This window comes from Oleidesulfovibrio sp., assembly GCF_047973035.1.
In the GTDB taxonomy this organism is placed as follows: Bacteria; Desulfobacterota; Desulfovibrionia; order Desulfovibrionales; family Desulfovibrionaceae; genus Oleidesulfovibrio.
The window spans coordinates 137,278-153,345 of record NZ_JBKEBF010000043.1 but is presented as its reverse complement, the minus strand read 5'-3'; the positions used below and the strand labels follow the sequence as shown (position 1 = coordinate 153,345).

14 protein-coding genes are annotated in these 16,068 nt (G+C 53.5%); 4 read left to right on the top strand and 10 right to left on the bottom strand.

All coding sequences use genetic code 11. From position 1 onward, the window contains the following. The first annotated feature begins 193 nt into the window (after positions 1-193). The 3 genes from ACK5LI_RS15820 to ACK5LI_RS15810 are packed head-to-tail and all read left to right on the top strand — an operon-like array spanning position 194 to position 2,937. Positions 194-1,483 (top strand): ammonia-forming cytochrome c nitrite reductase subunit c552, encoded by a 1,290-nt coding sequence (locus ACK5LI_RS15820; protein WP_416951142.1) that lies wholly within the window; start codon positions 194-196, stop codon positions 1,481-1,483. Between the two features lie 9 nt (positions 1,484-1,492). Further along, on the top strand, positions 1,493-2,137 hold the full coding sequence (locus tag ACK5LI_RS15815) for a multiheme c-type cytochrome (RefSeq protein WP_416951140.1): 645 nt from the start codon (positions 1,493-1,495) through the stop codon (positions 2,135-2,137). After that, positions 2,137-2,937, top strand: coding sequence for a formate dehydrogenase subunit gamma (locus ACK5LI_RS15810; protein WP_416951138.1), 801 nt, complete (start codon positions 2,137-2,139; stop codon positions 2,935-2,937). Before ACK5LI_RS15815 ends, ACK5LI_RS15810 begins: the two co-directional genes overlap by 1 nt. Positions 2,938-3,030: 93 nt before the next feature. Here ACK5LI_RS15810 and ACK5LI_RS15805 read toward each other — a convergent pair whose 3' ends face one another. Next, positions 3,031-3,429 carry a secondary thiamine-phosphate synthase enzyme YjbQ gene (locus ACK5LI_RS15805; protein ID WP_416951136.1) on the bottom strand — a complete coding sequence of 133 codons (399 nt, stop codon included), beginning with the start codon at positions 3,427-3,429 and terminating at the stop codon, positions 3,031-3,033. A 70-nt stretch (positions 3,430-3,499) separates the two neighbouring features. Continuing rightward, positions 3,500-5,083, bottom strand: a complete 1,584-nt coding sequence (locus tag ACK5LI_RS15800; protein ID WP_416951134.1) for an ABC transporter substrate-binding protein — start codon at positions 5,081-5,083, stop codon at positions 3,500-3,502. A gap of 149 nt (positions 5,084-5,232) precedes the next feature. Between ACK5LI_RS15800 and selB the strand changes: the two genes are divergently transcribed. After that, the gene (gene selB, locus ACK5LI_RS15795) at positions 5,233-7,152 is read left to right on the top strand and encodes a selenocysteine-specific translation elongation factor (protein ID WP_416951132.1); all 1,920 of its coding nucleotides are present in this window, start codon (positions 5,233-5,235) and stop codon (positions 7,150-7,152) included. 50 nt (positions 7,153-7,202) lie between these two features. Here the strand turns inward: selB and ACK5LI_RS15790 are convergent, their stop codons facing one another. The 8 genes from ACK5LI_RS15790 to ACK5LI_RS15755 all read right to left on the bottom strand — a co-directional run bounded on the left by ACK5LI_RS15790 (position 7,203) and on the right by ACK5LI_RS15755 (position 16,067). Continuing rightward, complete coding sequence (locus ACK5LI_RS15790; protein WP_416951130.1) at positions 7,203-7,469, bottom strand: hypothetical protein; 267 nt, start codon at positions 7,467-7,469, stop codon at positions 7,203-7,205. A gap of 279 nt (positions 7,470-7,748) precedes the next feature. Beyond that, positions 7,749-9,989: a polyribonucleotide nucleotidyltransferase gene (gene pnp, locus ACK5LI_RS15785; protein WP_416951128.1), complete on the bottom strand. Its 2,241-nt coding sequence runs from the start codon at positions 9,987-9,989 to the stop codon at positions 7,749-7,751. Between the two features lie 155 nt (positions 9,990-10,144). Beyond that, positions 10,145-10,414, bottom strand: coding sequence for a 30S ribosomal protein S15 (gene rpsO, locus ACK5LI_RS15780; protein ID WP_416951126.1), 270 nt, complete (start codon positions 10,412-10,414; stop codon positions 10,145-10,147). Between the two features lie 24 nt (positions 10,415-10,438). After that, complete coding sequence (gene truB, locus ACK5LI_RS15775; protein WP_416951124.1) at positions 10,439-11,368, bottom strand: tRNA pseudouridine(55) synthase TruB; 930 nt, start codon at positions 11,366-11,368, stop codon at positions 10,439-10,441. 4 nt (positions 11,369-11,372) lie between these two features. Next, positions 11,373-12,380 carry a DHH family phosphoesterase gene (locus ACK5LI_RS15770; protein ID WP_416951122.1) on the bottom strand — a complete coding sequence of 336 codons (1,008 nt, stop codon included), beginning with the start codon at positions 12,378-12,380 and terminating at the stop codon, positions 11,373-11,375. A gap of 20 nt (positions 12,381-12,400) precedes the next feature. Continuing rightward, the gene (locus ACK5LI_RS15765; protein WP_416951121.1) at positions 12,401-12,691 is read right to left on the bottom strand and encodes a DUF503 domain-containing protein; all 291 of its coding nucleotides are present in this window, start codon (positions 12,689-12,691) and stop codon (positions 12,401-12,403) included. 116 nt (positions 12,692-12,807) lie between these two features. After that, positions 12,808-15,831 carry a translation initiation factor IF-2 gene (gene infB / locus ACK5LI_RS15760; protein WP_416951119.1) on the bottom strand — a complete coding sequence of 1,008 codons (3,024 nt, stop codon included), beginning with the start codon at positions 15,829-15,831 and terminating at the stop codon, positions 12,808-12,810. Further along, positions 15,828-16,067, bottom strand: a complete 240-nt coding sequence (locus ACK5LI_RS15755; protein WP_416951117.1) for a YlxR family protein — start codon at positions 16,065-16,067, stop codon at positions 15,828-15,830. Before ACK5LI_RS15755 ends, infB begins: the two co-directional genes overlap by 4 nt. Position 16,068 lies beyond the last annotated feature (1 nt).

The following is a 16,068-nucleotide window of genomic DNA, read 5'->3' as shown; positions in this document are numbered from 1 at the left end:
GCTTTTTTTGTCTATGTAACGTATGATGGAGTTTAAACTACATAATTGTTGAATTGTTACGTTAGATGTTTTTATATTTTCATTGTAGTAACTCATACTGGTATGCAGAAATAATATAATTGCTCAATAATGATGCTGCTGAAAAATTTTATACTGCAGGTGTATTATTTTACTTTACCAATATGGAGTGGTGATGAAAAAGTCAGCAGCAGTGATAGTTGTGAGCGTGTTTAGCATTCTGACATTTACAGGGTGTACGTCGCAAGAAAATGTTGTGGATATTGTAAAGCTAAAATCTCAGCCTAAAGAATTTGTCGGTTCAGATTCCTGTAAACAGTGCCATTTAGAACACTATGACTCATGGATGGTTACAAACCATAGCCGCATGGCACAGGATGTACGAGTGAATGAGGATGCGTTCATCGTGGCTATAGACAGGGATGCGATTCTTGCCGATTTCAAGATCCTTGAAGAAAAAGGAAAGCTGAAGCTTCCGGTGAGTGAAATTTATATTCCGACAAAGGAAGAAATCCGTTTTACGATCGGTAATGAGTGGAAGCAGCGATATATAGTTGAAAAGGACGGTATCTTATATATCTCACCTATCCAGTTTAATACCGAGACCGGGCGCTGGGTTAATTATCATGAACATGACTGGGATAAGCGTCCTTGGCTGTTGAAGTGTGGCGGTTGCCATACCACCGGTACCAAGCTGGATATGGAAAACATGTCTGCTAGTAGTTTTACGGAACCGGGTGTCGGCTGTGAAGGTTGTCATGGCGCAGGATCATGGCACGTAGCACTGCCTAAAACAGCACTTTTTGAAAAACGCAATACTATTTTGAACCCTGCCAAGATGCCCAGAGGCACGTCCGTTCAGGTTTGCGGCAGTTGTCATAACAGAGGCAAGTCCACCATGGCGGATGGCGCCGGATGGCCTGTAGGCTATACGCCCGGCAAAGCCCTCGAGCCTTATTACGAATCCACTTCATATGCCGCCGGTGATAAGGCGCATATGTACCCCAATGAGTTTTCCAAGGGTCATCACCAACAGTATATTGACTGGCTGAAGTCTGAGCATCGTAGAGAAGGTGTCACCTGTACTTCCTGCCATTCAGTCCACGACCTCGGGATGCCTGCAACGCGTTTCCAGACCAAAGCTCCCGGGTCTGCCTCATGTCTGACTTGTCATAAACAGCAGAACAGTAACATGGCGCATTCTATTCATTCGTTTGCCAACTGTGTCGGCTGTCATATGCCGCGCATCGCGAAAAGCGCAGAGTCCGGTGATATTCACAGCCATGTATTTAAACCGCTGCTGCCTTCTGAAACGCTTAATAATCCTGATATTCCTAACTCGTGCCAGACTTGTCATCAGCATAAGAATGATGACCTGAATGAGCTGCAAAAGCGGTTTGAAGCATTGGCGGCTATGCCTAAACCCAGAGGTACTGTGATGGAGCCTGTAAATACCTACAAGTAGGGGGCAGGCATGAGTCGTTTTTTATCCATTATCATGCTGAAAGCTGCAATTGTGCTTTGTGCGTTGCCCTGCTTTGCGCAGCAGGGCCATGCGGGCTTCAGCGGATATACAGGACATGAGGTAAGCGCTGGCAACTATCAGCAATATGAGGTGATTCCGGTTCGGGGAAGCCCCTTTCGGCAATGGAACAAGCCTGTCGGCAGTTTGGAAACCACAAGAGGAGGGGCAGCCAGCTATCAGGCGGACGCGCACACTTTTGTTCCCGCTTTTGCCTACAGGCGATGCGAAAGTTGTCACACAGAGCAGGCGCAGAATAACAGGCATGCCACAAGGGCAGGTGTTTCCTGTACACAATGTCATGGCAGCGGCGTTATTTCGGGGATTAATTATTACTTTTCCCCGATGAATCCGATCCGCAGGCATGGGTATGTCTGTGCAAAGTGTCATGAGGGAGCAACCGCTTCGTTTGCCATGTATCTGGTACATGAACCGATGCCGTTGGTTGCCTCTACCGCAGAAAGTTATCCGGTATTTTACTGGGCTACTTGGATAATGGTAGCTGTGGCGGCGTTAGCTTTTGCTCTTGCTTTGCCTCATGCCGCCTTGTGGGTTATGCGCGACCTCGTCTGCACCTCCAGAAAAGGGGGAGAATAATGCGAATACGAAGGTTCTCTCCGGTACAGAAAGCGTTTCACGTGCTGCTGATGCTGACATTTATGCTTCAGGCTGCAAGTGGTTTGTCAAGAATGTACATTGAATCTGTCTGGGGAACTCGGCTGACTTCTGTATTTGGTGGCTACGCCGGAGCACTAGAGGTTCACAAAACTGTCGGTGTGCTCATGCTACTGCTGTTTGCAGGACACATTTGTTATGCTTTGTACATTGTTGCGGCGGTGCGCATAGATAAACATGACTCCCTTATTCCCCGTCGAAGCGACGTGCGTGAGTTCGGCCAGCACGTGCGCTGGATGCTCGGGGGGGATCCTCCCCGATTTGAGCGCTGGGGGTATTGGGAAAAGTTTGACTACTGGGCAGTGTTCTGGGGGATGGTGGTGCTAGGCGTTACCGGCCTGTTGCTGTATTCCCCGCAGACAACGGCAACGTATCTGAAGGGATGGTCGTTGAACATTGCGCTATGGTTGCACCGGATAGAAGCATGTCTGGCAATGTTGCATGTGTTTGTCATACACTTTGCGATTGTGCACATGCGGCGCGAGAGCTTCCCAATGGACCGTGCCATGTTTTGCGGTGACTCAGAATATGCTTCGGCATCAGAAAAGTGGCCCCGCTGGATTGCAAGGCTGAAAAACGCCGGATTATTACAGGACAGACTGGCGGAAGACGTGTCTGTGGTACGGCTGACTATCAGCTATATATTCGGTCTGGCCATTGTGGTGGCTGGAGTCTACCTTCTTATTGGTGGGTTGGCTAATATACGCTTTATCAGCTGGTAGATTCAATTGATAATAAAATGCTCCGGAGCAAAGGTTCCGGAGCATTTTTAATACAGTTAAGGCAACCTGATGACTAGCTAGAAGTGCGCAGACTCATTCTGAACGCAGAAATTTAACCCACACCGTGCGGATTCTCGGTCCGTCAAATTCACAGAAATAAATTTTCTGCCACGTTCCAAGCTGGATGGTACCGCCCTCGACGATGACCAGCTGGTCGCAGCCGAACATGCTGGACTTGATATGCGCGTCTGAATTGCCCTCTGCATGACGGTAGTCGCCGCGTTGCGGAACCAGTTTGTTCATGTTTACTGTTATATCTCGCACTACGTCGGGGTCGGCTCCTTCATTAATGGTAATTGCCCCTGTGGTGTGCGGGCAGTAAAGCAGCAGTGCGCCATCGGACCAGCCGTTTTGGTTCGCCAGTTGTCTGACAGCGTTTGTAATATCTACCAGCTCTTCCCGTTCATGAGTCCGAACCTGAAACGTTTCCATGTGTCTACCCCGTATTGATGAAGCCCTTGAAAAGTAAGGGGGCCGTTGTTTTCGCAGAATCTATTGCAACTCAATGATTCACATGCGCCTTGTGAAAACGAGCCACTCCTGTCGCATCTAGCAGCAGGCCGGTAACGTTGTTGGAATGCACCAGCATCTCACGGTTGTATACCAGCGGAACCCACGGAGCGTCATCCCTGATGATGTGCTGAATTTTCCAGTAGATTTTCTTCCGTTCTTCCTGTCCGGTTTCCTGCAATGCTTTTTCTATCAGATCGCGTACTTCAAGGTTGGTATAAAATGCCCTGTTCTGAGCATCCTGTTTCTGAGCGCTTTCGGGATGGAACAAGGGGTAGAAAAAATTGTCGGGACCGCTGTTATAGCCACCCCAGCTGATGATGCACATGTCATGCTCGCCGTTACTTGTGGCCCGCAGATGTTCTTTACATTCCGCATAGCGGATGTTCAGTGTGACGTTAATGGCTGCAAGCTCTGATTTCAAGATGGTTTCTAAGCCCGAAGGATAGAATGAGCAGGGGCAGAAATAGAGTGTTGCGGTGAAGCCTTCCTGATAACCTGCTTCAGCCAAGAGCTGTCTGGCTTTCGCCGGATCATACGGGTAAGGTTGTATGGTTTCATCATAGCTCCAAACCGTGTCCGGTATGACGTTGTATGCTGCAACTGCTGTGTTACCATAGATGATACGCTGTAATGGCTCCTTGTTAACAACCATATTAACGGCTTTGCGCACCCGTACGTCAGTGAAGGGCTTTTTTTGTGTGTTCATGGCAAGGTAGGCGATGCGAAGTCCGGTGCGGCTGGTTATGGTCAGATTATCATTTTTTGCCGCCTGACGGGCGATGTCTGCAGTTACCCCGTCAAAAGCATCAATGAAACCTACTTTCAGGGCTGTCAGCCTGTCCGAAGCTTCCGGAATTACTTTGATCACTACGGTAGCCAGCTCCGGCGCTCCATTCCAATAGTGAGGATGAGCGCTAAGCACGATGTGTTTCCCTTTTTCCCATGAAGCAGCACGATATGGTCCGGTACCGGCTAAAATGTCTGCATCGATACCTTTACTGAAACCGTTAGGGCTGATGACAGAGGCCGATGACATCGACATATTGTGCAGGAAGGGCGCAAAAGGAACATCAAGCCTGATAAGCACTGTATAAGGGCCTACTGCCTTTACATCTTCAATGTGTCTGAAAGTGAAGCGCGATATGGCGGAGTCTCCGGCAAAGTACGGCAACTGACTGTCCAGCTGGCGCATGAATGAAAACACCACTGCATCGGCTGTAAACGGTGTGCCATCATGAAAGGTTACGTCATTGCGTAGATGAAAGACCCATTCCGTTTTATCTGCTGACGTTTCCCACGATTTTGCCAGTGCGGGAATGATGGTGGAGCCGTTTGCTGAAACGGCAACCAGCCCTTCATAGACGTTACTGAGTATTTTTGACGACTCAAGGTCGGGCGAACGCCCGGGGTCCAGCGTGTTTGCATCATTGGCTCGTGCAAAAGCCAGAGTCCCTCCCGCATACGCCGTATGGGGAGCCTGACTTACTCCCAAAATAAGTACAAAGAGCAATATTACTGATAAGTTGCGGACAGCATTGTATATCGGTCGGGGTTGCTCTGGCTGTTTATGCATGGCTGTTTCCTGTTTTAACAGGATATTCAGCAGATAATAGCGTGACTATGATATTACAGGATATCTTGCGGTTGTGACACGGCCCGTTTTCTCATACAACCGTACTGGCCGTTTCACTAAGCGGCACGGACGCATAGCAGGAGGAACGCATGCCGGTAGTCATGGGAACAGCGGGACATATCGACCACGGAAAAACAACACTGGTCAAAGCTCTTACAGGCATTGACTGTGACAGGCTGGGCGAAGAAAAACGCCGTGGAATAACCATTGAGTTAGGTTTTGCGTTTCTTGATTTGCCTGAGGGCAAGCGCCTGAGCATAGTTGATGTGCCGGGGCACGAAAAATTTGTAAAAAACATGGTTTCCGGTGCCTCAGGTATTGATTTTGTAATGCTGGTCATTGCCGCTGACGAAGGCGTTATGCCGCAGACCCGTGAGCATCTGGAAATTTGCTCTTTGCTTGGCATCCGTACCGGCCTTGTGGCGCTGACCAAGACAGACATGGTCGATGAAGAATGGCTGGCGCTGGTGCAGGACGATGTTGCGGAATTTCTTGAGGGCAGTTTTCTTGAAAGTGCACCAGTATTCCCCGTTTCCGCAACGGGCGGCCAAGGCCTGACGGAACTGCGTGCGTATCTGGCGAAAACGGAACAGGAACTGCGGCCTGAGCGGCGTTCTGACATTTTCCGTCTGCCTGTGGACAGAGTGTTCACTATGCGCGGACACGGTACCGTTGTCACCGGAACCATGATTTCCGGTTCGGTATCACTGGGTGACGAAGTTGAACTTGTTCCCTCCGGTCTGCGTACAAAGGTGCGAGGCCTGCAAAGTCACGGGGCCACAGTTGAAACAGCCCCTGCGGGAAGGCGTACGGCTGTTAATCTGGCGGGCCTTGATGTGGAAGACATCCAGCGCGGCGAAGTGCTGGCACTGCCCGATACCTTGCATCCTTCTCCGGTGTGGGATGTGCGCATGACATGCCTTTCCTCCGCACCTACCCCGCTTAAAAATAGAACAGAAGTTCATTTTCACCACGGTTCGCGCGAGACCCTTGCCCGTTTATATTTTCCCGACCGCGACAAACTGATGCCGGGCGAAACATGTGTCTGTCAGGTTCGTTTTACAACCCCGCTGGCGGGAGTGTTCGGTGACAGATGCGTGGTGCGCTCTTTTTCTCCTTTGAGGACTGTGGCTGGCGGCATGGTGCTTAGTCCGGTTAGCGATATCCTGCGGAGAAAAGATTCCCGCTTTGCAGATAAAATGACACTGCTGGAAGAGCTTGCCGATGCTGAAAGTGACCGCCGCATTTCGATCCATCTGGCTTTGGCAGGTGATGCGGGGTGCACGTTCAGTCAGCTTTGCGTATTGACTGATATGGAGTCGAAGCGGCTTGAAAAATCATTGGTAAAGCTGGGGAGTTCGCAGCAGGCATTTGTCTTTGATAAAGAAGAAAAGCGCTATGTTGACGGCGATACCGTTGAAAAACTTTCCGGCTCCTGCGTGGAGTTTTTAGGTGCATACCACCGCAAGGAACCTTTGAAGCAGGGGCTGGTACGCGGAGAGCTGGCTTCCGGCTGGGGGCGCGGCCTGCACCCGAAGCTGGTGCATTTTATTACCGAGCGCCTTATCCGTACCGGCAAACTTGTTTCAGAGCAGGATTTAGTCAGGTTGCCGGATCATGCTGTTTCGCTTGCCGCAGATCAGGAAGGGCTGCGTAATACTCTGGCGCAGGCCTACCGCAAAGGCGGTACAGCCCCGCCGAATTTGCAGGATGTGCTGGACCCGTTGGGGCTTACATTCAAGGAAGCCGCTGCAGTGTTTAAGCTGTTGCAGAATGACGGCGTGCTGGTGCGGGTGAAGGAGAACATGTTTTATGACGCACAGGCCATCGCAGATCTGCAAAGGCAGCTGGAAGGTTGGTTTGCCGCTAACGAAGATATTGGGCCAAATGAGTTCAGAGATCTGACGGGCCTTTCGCGTAAGTACGTTATCCCGTTGCTGGAATATTTTGACAGAGAGCGCGTAACCATGCGTGTGGGTGACAGGCGCGTGCTGCGTAAAAAGTCTTAGTATTGTAAAAGGCCGCTTCATCATCTGAAGCGGCCTTCTTGCTGCTTTCATTACAAAAGCATGCTGCGTAGTGCCCCCAGAACCCCCCGGGAGCGAACGTTCCCTGTGTTTACAGGCAGTGCGCCAGGGTCAGGATGTGAGGCCAGACGCTGTTTCAATGTGTTAAACTTGTCATCAAGCCGTTGCTCTACGCGTTGGCGGCGTTTTGCCGCACGCTCGTGTTCCCGATGCAGGCGCAGCATGGCTTTTTCGTGGGCCGCCTGCAACGGTGCAAGGGCCTGTCGGACTGCATCCTGTTCCTGAGTGTGTTTAGTCATCTCCAATCCTCGCAAGGCTGGCATTCGCCGGCGGCCTACGGGTCCCCCCCGCAGATGGCATGTCAGCGCATCTCCCTGCGCCTTTCGGAGAAGCATATTTGTTATGCAGAGCTTGTTTGTATTATGCAAAAGCCCCTAAGTGTCAATGCCAACAATCCACAATCGGGTTCTTTCAGCGTGCGATGAACGTTAGAACATGAGGCATGACGCTATTATTTTGCATATAAAAAAAGCGCGGAGCAATAACTCCGCGCTTTGATTTTTAAGCAGTCTTGCAGACTAGCGACGATCGCCGCCACGGCCGCCACGGCCACCGCGATCATCGCGGCGTCCGCCACGGTCGTCACGACCCCCACGGTCATCGCGGGGACGACGGGGAGGACGTGCAGTGTCCGCGGGGTCCCATTCAACGCCCTGTGCTTCAAGCAGCACGGCCTTGCGGGAAGCGCGTACACGACCATCGTTGATTTCAATGACTTTGACTTCCATGTCCTGACCAAGCTGGACAACGTCTTCAGTCTTTTCAACGCGGGCAGTATCAAGCTGCGAAATGTGCACCAGTGCTTCGCAGTTGGGCAGAATTTCGACAATAGCGCCGATTTCCATAACCTTGCGAACCTTGGCGGTGTAGTTTTTGCCCAGATCAGGACGCTGGTCGTAGTACATGATCATTTCGCGGGCCATTTCCATGGACTCTTTAGTGGGGGCAAAGATGGAAATCTTGCCGCTGTCTTCGATGTCGATGGAAGCACCGGTAGCGCCGGTGATTGCTTTAATGTTTTTGCCGCCGGGGCCGATGATGACGCGGATGATGTCGGGGTTGACTTCAACCACGCTGAGCTGAGGCGCGTAGCTGGAAAGCTCTTTGCGGGGCTCGGGCAGCACTTTGGCCATTTCGCCCAGAATGTGCATGCGTGCTTCACGGGCCTGAGCCAGTGCACGGGCCATTACTTCCGCGGGCAGGCCGTCAATCTTGATGTCCATCTGAACTGCGGTGACGCCTTCGGCGGTGCCGGCAATCTTAAAGTCCATATCGCCCAGTGCATCTTCATCGCCAAGGATGTCGGTAAGAACGATGAACTCATCTTCTTCCTTGATAAGACCCATGGCGATACCTGCTACAGGAGCGGATACGGGTACACCGGCGTCCATCAGCGACAGGCTGCCGCCGCACACTGCTGCCATGGAGGAAGAACCGTTGGATTCCATGGTTTCGGAAACAACGCGCAGAGTGAAGGGGAAGTCGTCGGGGTTGGGCAGAACAGGACGCAGAGCGCGTTCTGCCAGTGCACCGTGGCCGATTTCGCGGCGCGATACGCGCACGGGCTTCACTTCGCCTACAGAGTAAGGAGGGAAGTTGTAGTGCAGCATGAAGCGCTTGGTTACGTCACCTGTCAGCGAATCCATACGCTGTTCGTCGGTGGTGCTGCCGAGAGTTGCAACCACAAGGCTTTTGGTTTCGCCGCGTGCAAAGATGGCGGAACCGTGAGCGCGGGGCAGAGCACCGGCTTCGATAATGATGGGACGGACAGTTTTGGTGTCACGGCCGTCAATGCGCAGACCTTCTTTCAGAATACGCTGACGCACGATTTTCTTTTCAAGATCGGACAGCATGTCGCCGACAGCAGCAAGGCGTTCGGCTTCTTCAGCAAAAGCAGGGTCCTGAAGCAGGGCTTCTTTCACTTTGTCTTTTACTGCTTTCTTGGCTTCCTTACGGGCCAGCTTTTCTTTTACCTGCAGTGCAGCAGCAAGGTCGGCCTGAGCAAGGGCGATAACCTTTTCTTTCAGTTCGGTGTCTTCAGCAGGAGCAACGAACTCGATTTTGGTCTTGCCGGCCAGTTCACGCAGCTTTTCCTGCATGTCGATGATGGGCTGCACTTCGCGGTGTGCCCATGCAAGAGCTTCAGCAATGACGTCTTCGGGTACAAAGTTCGCTTCGCCTTCAACCATGACCAGCGCTTCGCGGGTTGCGGCAACAACGAGGTTCAGGTCGGCTTCTTCTGCTTCCTTGATGCTGGGGTTCAGTACAAACTGACCGTTGATGCGGCAGACGCGTGCGCCGGCAACAGGAGATTCAAAGGGTACGGAAGACAGCATTACAGCAGCGGAAGAACCGCAGAGTGCCAGAATGTCGGAATCGTTTTCCTGATCGGCAGAGATAACGTTTGCCAGAACCTGTACTTCGTTTTTGAAGCCCTTGGGGAAGAGAGGACGCAGGGGACGGTCGATCAAGCGGGAAACCAGAGTTTCACGTTCGCTGGGGCGACCGATTTCGCGGCGGAAGAAGCTGCCCGGAATACGGCCTGCGGCGTACATCTTTTCAGAGTAGTCCACAACCAGCGGGAAGAAGCTTATTTCGCGCTCCAGAGCCTGCGTGCACACGGTGCAAAGCACAACGGTACCGCCGCACTGAATCCAGACAGAACCGTCAGCCTGATTGGCCAGACGCCCTGTTTCCATAATAATTTCTTTTCCGCCTACAGTGGCGGAGAGGCGCTTTGCGCCAAAAAGATTTTCCATAATTCTAGAATCCTTTTCTTGTGAAGGGGATTCCGGGGAGAAGGCCTTGCCCGTTAACAGAGCGCTCTTCCCGGACCCCCCTTTCACTGCGTTGGGCGGCTATACCGCCTGGTGTAATAAGCAGGGGAACCCCGTTCGGGGTTCCCCGTGTGAACCTACTTTCTGAGGCCCAGCTTCTGGATGAGTGTGCGGTAACGCTGAACGTCCTTTTTAGCAAGGTACTTCAGCAGGTTACGGCGCTGTCCGACCAGCTTGAGCAGGCCGGTACGGGAGTGGTAGTCCTGTTTGTGAGACTTAAAGTGCTCAGTCAGGTACTTAATACGTGCAGTAAGCAGGGCTACCTGCACTTCGGGAGAACCGGTGTCACCGGCGCTCTGGCCGTACTCATCAATGATGGACTTCTTCTGTTCAGGAGTCATTACCACAGCAAGTTACCTCCAAGTAACTGTTTATGTATTCCACAGCCCCCGCAGAATCGCCCAGACGGGTGCACCGTTTTTGTACTGCGTTTCTGCCAGCGCCAGCGGTTCGCCTGCCATGGTCAGCAGTATGGCCTTGATACCTTCATCAAAAGGCATGTTGGCCATTTCTGCCGGATCGTACGGATGCGGAATGCCGTTTTTCACATCGGCCTCTGCTGCAGCGTCAAGACGCAGCTTCGGCCAGTGAGGCAGGGCGTTTTCCAGCGATACGATTCGGCCGGCGAGCTCCGCAGGGTCGGCAAGCACGTCGTCCAGTTCGTGTGCTTCGTCCAGCGAGAACGGATGGCTGTACTCCCGGAGCAGTTCGGTCAGCACAGCGCCGCACCCTAAACGAGTCCCCAAGCTGTGGGCCAGGGATCGTATATAGGTGCCCGAACTGCATCTTACCCGGAAGCGTACAAGCGGTAGCTCTGCATTGAGCATTTCCGCCTGCGAAATATCTATGCGCCTTATTTTTACAGGCGTTTCTTTACCTTCGCGCGCAAGCTTGTACAAGGGCTGCCCCTTATGCTTTGCGGCAGAGTATGACGGAACCTGTTGTTCCGACGTTCCGATCCACTCCGAAATGGCGTTTGCCACATCTTTCAGCGTGACGCCTGACCAGTCGGCAGTGGAAACGGTTTCGCCTTCGTCATCCCATGTGTCGGTGGTGCGCCCCAGCTCTATGGTGCCGGAGTACACTTTTTCACCGCCATCCATAAGATAGCCCGAAAGCTTGGTGCTCTGGCCCAGCAGAACCAGCAGCACACCCTGAGCCATCGGGTCAAGCGTTCCCGCATGTCCTATCTTCTTCTGGCCCAGGCGTTTTACTTTGGCAATGCAATGTGCGGAAGTAGGCCCTTTAGGTTTGTTCAGCACCAGCACGCCATGTAACTGCGAAAGCGTTGACTCAGCCATACAGTTAAGCGTCCTCTGCGTCCAGTCCAAGATTGCGGGCTACGGACAAAAGAATTTCCTGCATGGCTTTTTTCAGCGGCATGTCGACTTCGGCACCGGCTGCGTTGCGGTGCCCACCACCGCCGAAAGCTGCTGCAACCTGCTGTACATCTGCGTTTCCGTTAGAGCGCAAGCTGGCCTTTGCACGACCGAGACCATACTCGCGCACGGTGACCGCCACCTGCACACCACGAATGCGGCGCATGTAATTTATAATTCCTTCGGCATCTGCGATAGTGGTGCCGGTGTCTTCCAGCACCGCATCAGGAATGCCGAGCATGGCTATGCGGCCCTGATGGCTCACCTTCACCGTGCCCATCAGCTTGCCCCACAGCTGCATGCGGTTCAGGCTCCAGTTGTTGTTCATCTTGGGACCGAAATCACCAAGATCAAGCCCGCAGCGCAAAATATCTGCTGTTATCTCCATTACCTGAGCTGTCGTATTGGCAAAACTGAAGGATCCTGTATCGGATACAAGAGCAAGGTAGAGGGCTTCGCCTGTGGCACCGGTCAGATCCACGCCAAGTTCGCGGGCAATCAGGGCGACCATTTCGCCGGTAGCCGCGCAGCCGGGTGATACCCAGTTCACAGTGGCAAATTCTGGATTGCCGAGGTGATGGTCGATATTGATGCTGGGTACGGAGTTGAGAAGTGAGCGGATTTCATGCCCGGGGCGGCGGTCATCACCACAGTCGAGCACGATAAGGCGCTGGGGAGCAAAGCTGTCAATATCTGCAAGGCAGGTGACAAGCTGCGCGCCCATGTCGATCCAGTTGAACTGATCCGGCACACCTGACTCGTTATACAACACCACCTGTTTTCCCATGCGGCGCAGGATGTGCGAGAGTCCTGCCATAGAACCTATGGCGTCACCATCGGGATTGTAGTGGCTGGCAATGAGAAAATCGTTCTCGTTGCGCAGGATGTCTACAATCTGTTTGATAACCTGGCTGGTTGTGGTGCTGTCCAGCATGTTCAAGTCCTTTGGGCGCATTACTCCGCGCCGAAAAATTCCATATCGCTATAGGTCATTTCTTCCGGGCAAGCAGCTTCCATCATGCTCAGGCATTTTGTCAGTCTGCTTTGCAGGTGTCTTTCGCTGTTGCTTACGGTCACTACTGCCAGTGAAAGACGTGTGAGCGAGTCCTGATTGGCAATTTCAGCGATGGATACGTTGAACTTGGCGCGAACTTTAGCTTTCAGGCTGGAGGCAACGCGTCGCTTACCTTTTAGTGAATCGTTGCCGTGCAGTGTGTACTCAACGGTCAGAACACCAATAACCATGGCGTATATTCCGGCAGCCTGCCAACACCTTACGCCTTACTATCTGCAGTAAGTGCCGGCTTGCCTAGTATAATCCTGCGGAGCGCTGATCAGCCAGCGCTCCGCAGGGAGTTTTATTAATCAAGGGTTGCGGCTTCTTCGACTTCCTCGAAGGCTTCGATGATGTCGCCGATCTTGATGTCGTTGTAGTTCTCAAGACCCATACCGCATTCAAAGCCCTTGGCGACTTCTTTGACGTCGTCCTTGAAGCGCTTAAGCGAGTTGATGCGGCCGGTGTAGATAACTACGCCGTCACGCAGCAGGCGAACCTTGCTGTTGCGGATAATCTTGCCATCTGCAATGTGGCAACCTGCAACCGTGCCCACTTTGGGTACGCTGAAGGTTTCGCGCACTTCTGCCTGACCAAGGTACTGTTCCTTGACAACAGGTGCCAGCAGACCGGCCATGGCGGATTTGATTTCTTCCGACAGCTTGTAAATGATGTCGTAGAAACGGATATCCACTTTTTCCTGTTCGGCAACTTCTTTCACCTTGGCGGTAGGACGCACGTTGAAGCCGATGATGATGGCGTCCGATGCGGATGCCAGCAGGATATCGGATTCGGTGATAGCGCCTGCGCCCTTGTGGATGATTTCCACTTTGACCTGCTCGGTCTGCATTTTGGCCAGTGCGTCGGTGATGGCGCCCACAGAACCCTGCACGTCGGCTTTAAGCACGATGTTAAGGGTCTGGGTTTCGGCATCAGTCTTGCGGCGCGCAAGGAATGTTTCCAGTGTAACCTTGCTTTCGCGGGCAAGGTCACGTTCGCGCTGCTTGATGGCGCGCTGTTCCGCAATACGGCGGGCCAGCTTTTCGTCTTTAACGCAGATGAATTCCTCACCTGCCACGGGCACGCCTTCGAAGCCCTGTACTTCCACAGGAATGGAAGGACCTGCTTCTTTAGCTTTTTTGCCCTGATCGTTAAACATGGCACGTACACGTCCGCTGAAAACACCGCAGACAAAAGCGTCACCGGCTTTCAGGGTTCCTTCCTGAATCAGTACGGAACCGACTGCACCGCGACCCTTGTCCAGCTTTGCTTCCACAATGCGTCCGCGTGCGGGCTTGTTGGGGTTGGCTTTCAGTTCCATAACTTCAGCTTGCAGAGCGATCATCTCAAGCAGTTCGTCCAGACCTTCGCGGGTCTTGGCCGAAACATAAGAGAAGATGGTGTCGCCGCCCCAATCTTCGGGCACAAGGTTCAGCTCTGCAAGTTCGCGCATTACGCGGTCCTTGTTTGCGCCTTCCTTGTCGATCTTGTTCACCGCAACCACAATGGGTACGCCAGCAGCCTTGGAGTGGCTGATAGCTTCACGGGTCTGGTCCATTACGCCGTCGTCGGCGGCAACAACCAGAATAACAAGGTCGGTTACCTGAGCACCGCGGGCACGCATTGCGGTAAACGCTTCGTGACCGGGTGTGTCAAGGAACACAATGTCGCCGCGCTTGGTGGCAACGTGGTAGGCTCCGATGTGCTGCGTAATGCCGCCTGCTTCACCGGTGGTCACGTTGGACTTGCGGATGGCGTCAAGCAAGGACGTCTTACCGTGGTCAACGTGGCCCATGATGGTGACAACAGGAGGACGGGGAAGCAGACTTTCTTCAGTGTCAGCTTCCTTGGGCAGCAGGAATTCGTCTTCGGAGAAACCTACCTTTTCCACTTCGTATCCGAACTCGCTGGCAACAACGGTGGCGGTATCAAGGTCAAGCGACTGGTTGATAGTAGCCATGACGCCGAGCGACATCAGGATTTTGATAATTTCAGGAGCCTTTACGCCCATCTGGTGCGCAAAATCGGATACGCGGATTGCTTCGTCCACTTTGATTTTACGCTTGGCTGCGCGCTGGGGCTGAGTGGAAACGGGCTTTGTTTCGGGCCTGCGTTTGCCCTTTTTGCCACGGTTCCAGTTGCCGCCGGATTCTTCGCGCATTTTCTTGCCGCCCATGCGGTCGCTTTTTTCGCCGAATTCGACGGTGCGACGGCCTTTCTGGCGTTTCTTCTTGCTCTGTCCGTCGCCAAACGGGGCAGCATTGTCGCCGCCACCGCCACCGCCGCCAGCGGGCTTATCAAAGCCACCGGCGGGACGACCAGCACCAGGGCCAGCAGGACGACCGCCACCGGGACCACCTTGGGGGCCGCCGGGACGACCGCCACCGGGACCTCCTTGAGGTCCGCCGGGACGACCACCGCCGGGACGGCCGGGGCCACCCTGATAACCACCCGGACGACCACCGCCGGGACGGCCTCCTTCGGGGCGGTGGCCGCGATCGCCGCGGCTATCAGCGCCGCGTTCAGGCTGAGCCTGAGCGGCCTGTACAGCTGCAGGATCGGGGCGTGAAATAATGCGAACCTGTGGACCGGCAGTATCTTCGCGTTTCTTTTTCTTTTTCTTCTTTTTGCCGTCAGCGTCGGTATCATCCGCATCTGCATCGTCCGTGTCAGCACGCTGTGCAGGAGCCTTTTCGGCATCCATGTTCACTTCGTAGCGGCGCTTTTCCGCAGGAGCTTCAGCCTTGGGGGCTTCCACTTTTTCTTCGGCAGCGGACTTTTCAGCAGTTACCTTTGCAGGTTCAGCCTTTTCAGTTTTTTCGGCAGCGGGTGAGGGCTGCTCCTGTTTGGACTCAACGGGAGCTGCAACTTTCTCTGCTGCGGGGGCTGCTTCCTGCTCGGGAGTAGCGGGACGGATGATTCGTGCCTTGGGAGCTTCTTCCCTCGGAGCAGCCTTGGCGGCTTTTTCCGCTTTGGGAGCTTTTGCTTCAGCGCGAGGTTCATCGGTCTTGGAGGCCTGAGCTTGCTGTGCAGGCTTTTCTGCCGTTTTTGCAGCTTCCTGCTTTGCGGGAGCATCGGCTTCCTTGGCGGCAGCCTGTGCGCCTCCCTTACGGCGGCGGCGAATGATCACGTCAGAAGAGCCGTCTTTGCGCTTGGCATCGGCGGATTCTTCATTCATCTGGCTGCGCACCTTGCGTGCGTCTTCGGTGGTCAACGTACTCATACTGCTTTTTGCCTGGATATCCAGTTTCTTGGCGGCTGCCATCACTTCTTTCGGAGTGCTGTTCAGCTCTGTTGCCAAGTCCTTAATTTTAATTTTCGTTTCGCTCATGCGTGAACCCCCTTGCACTTCCTCCGCCAGCCCCGGAACTTCGGGAACCGTTGCCTGCATTGTTCGCTACTGCAAACGTAGTAGCCTCTGCCCGGCTGGGTCTGAGCTTCGTCGGCCACGGGGTCGCCAATTGGCTCACCCGGGGGGCTGACGTAGCGCAGGAGATCAGACTTTGCAAATCGTCTCCTGCAGATGACGCAGGTGCGTATCGGAATATGTTTTTGTCCGTCCGTCATT

Excerpts from the sequence above, each read along its gene's own strand:
- ACK5LI_RS15790 (WP_416951130.1), bottom strand. The coding sequence starts at position 7,469 with ATGACTAAACACACTCAGGAACAGGATGCAGTCCGACAGGCCCTTGCA.
- ACK5LI_RS15755 (WP_416951117.1), bottom strand. The coding sequence starts at position 16,067 with ATGACGGACGGACAAAAACATATTCCGATACGCACCTGCGTCATCTGC.
- truB (WP_416951124.1), bottom strand. The coding sequence starts at position 11,368 with ATGGCTGAGTCAACGCTTTCGCAGTTACATGGCGTGCTGGTGCTGAAC.
- infB (WP_416951119.1), bottom strand. The coding sequence starts at position 15,831 with ATGAGCGAAACGAAAATTAAAATTAAGGACTTGGCAACAGAGCTGAAC.
- ACK5LI_RS15815 (WP_416951140.1), top strand. The coding sequence starts at position 1,493 with ATGAGTCGTTTTTTATCCATTATCATGCTGAAAGCTGCAATTGTGCTT.
- ACK5LI_RS15805 (WP_416951136.1), bottom strand. The coding sequence starts at position 3,429 with ATGGAAACGTTTCAGGTTCGGACTCATGAACGGGAAGAGCTGGTAGAT.
- ACK5LI_RS15800 (WP_416951134.1), bottom strand. The coding sequence starts at position 5,083 with ATGCATAAACAGCCAGAGCAACCCCGACCGATATACAATGCTGTCCGC.
- pnp (WP_416951128.1), bottom strand. The coding sequence starts at position 9,989 with ATGGAAAATCTTTTTGGCGCAAAGCGCCTCTCCGCCACTGTAGGCGGA.
- ACK5LI_RS15810 (WP_416951138.1), top strand. The coding sequence starts at position 2,137 with ATGCGAATACGAAGGTTCTCTCCGGTACAGAAAGCGTTTCACGTGCTG.
- ACK5LI_RS15820 (WP_416951142.1), top strand. The coding sequence starts at position 194 with ATGAAAAAGTCAGCAGCAGTGATAGTTGTGAGCGTGTTTAGCATTCTG.
- ACK5LI_RS15765 (WP_416951121.1), bottom strand. The coding sequence starts at position 12,691 with ATGGTTATTGGTGTTCTGACCGTTGAGTACACACTGCACGGCAACGAT.
- selB (WP_416951132.1), top strand. The coding sequence starts at position 5,233 with ATGCCGGTAGTCATGGGAACAGCGGGACATATCGACCACGGAAAAACA.
- ACK5LI_RS15770 (WP_416951122.1), bottom strand. The coding sequence starts at position 12,380 with ATGCTGGACAGCACCACAACCAGCCAGGTTATCAAACAGATTGTAGAC.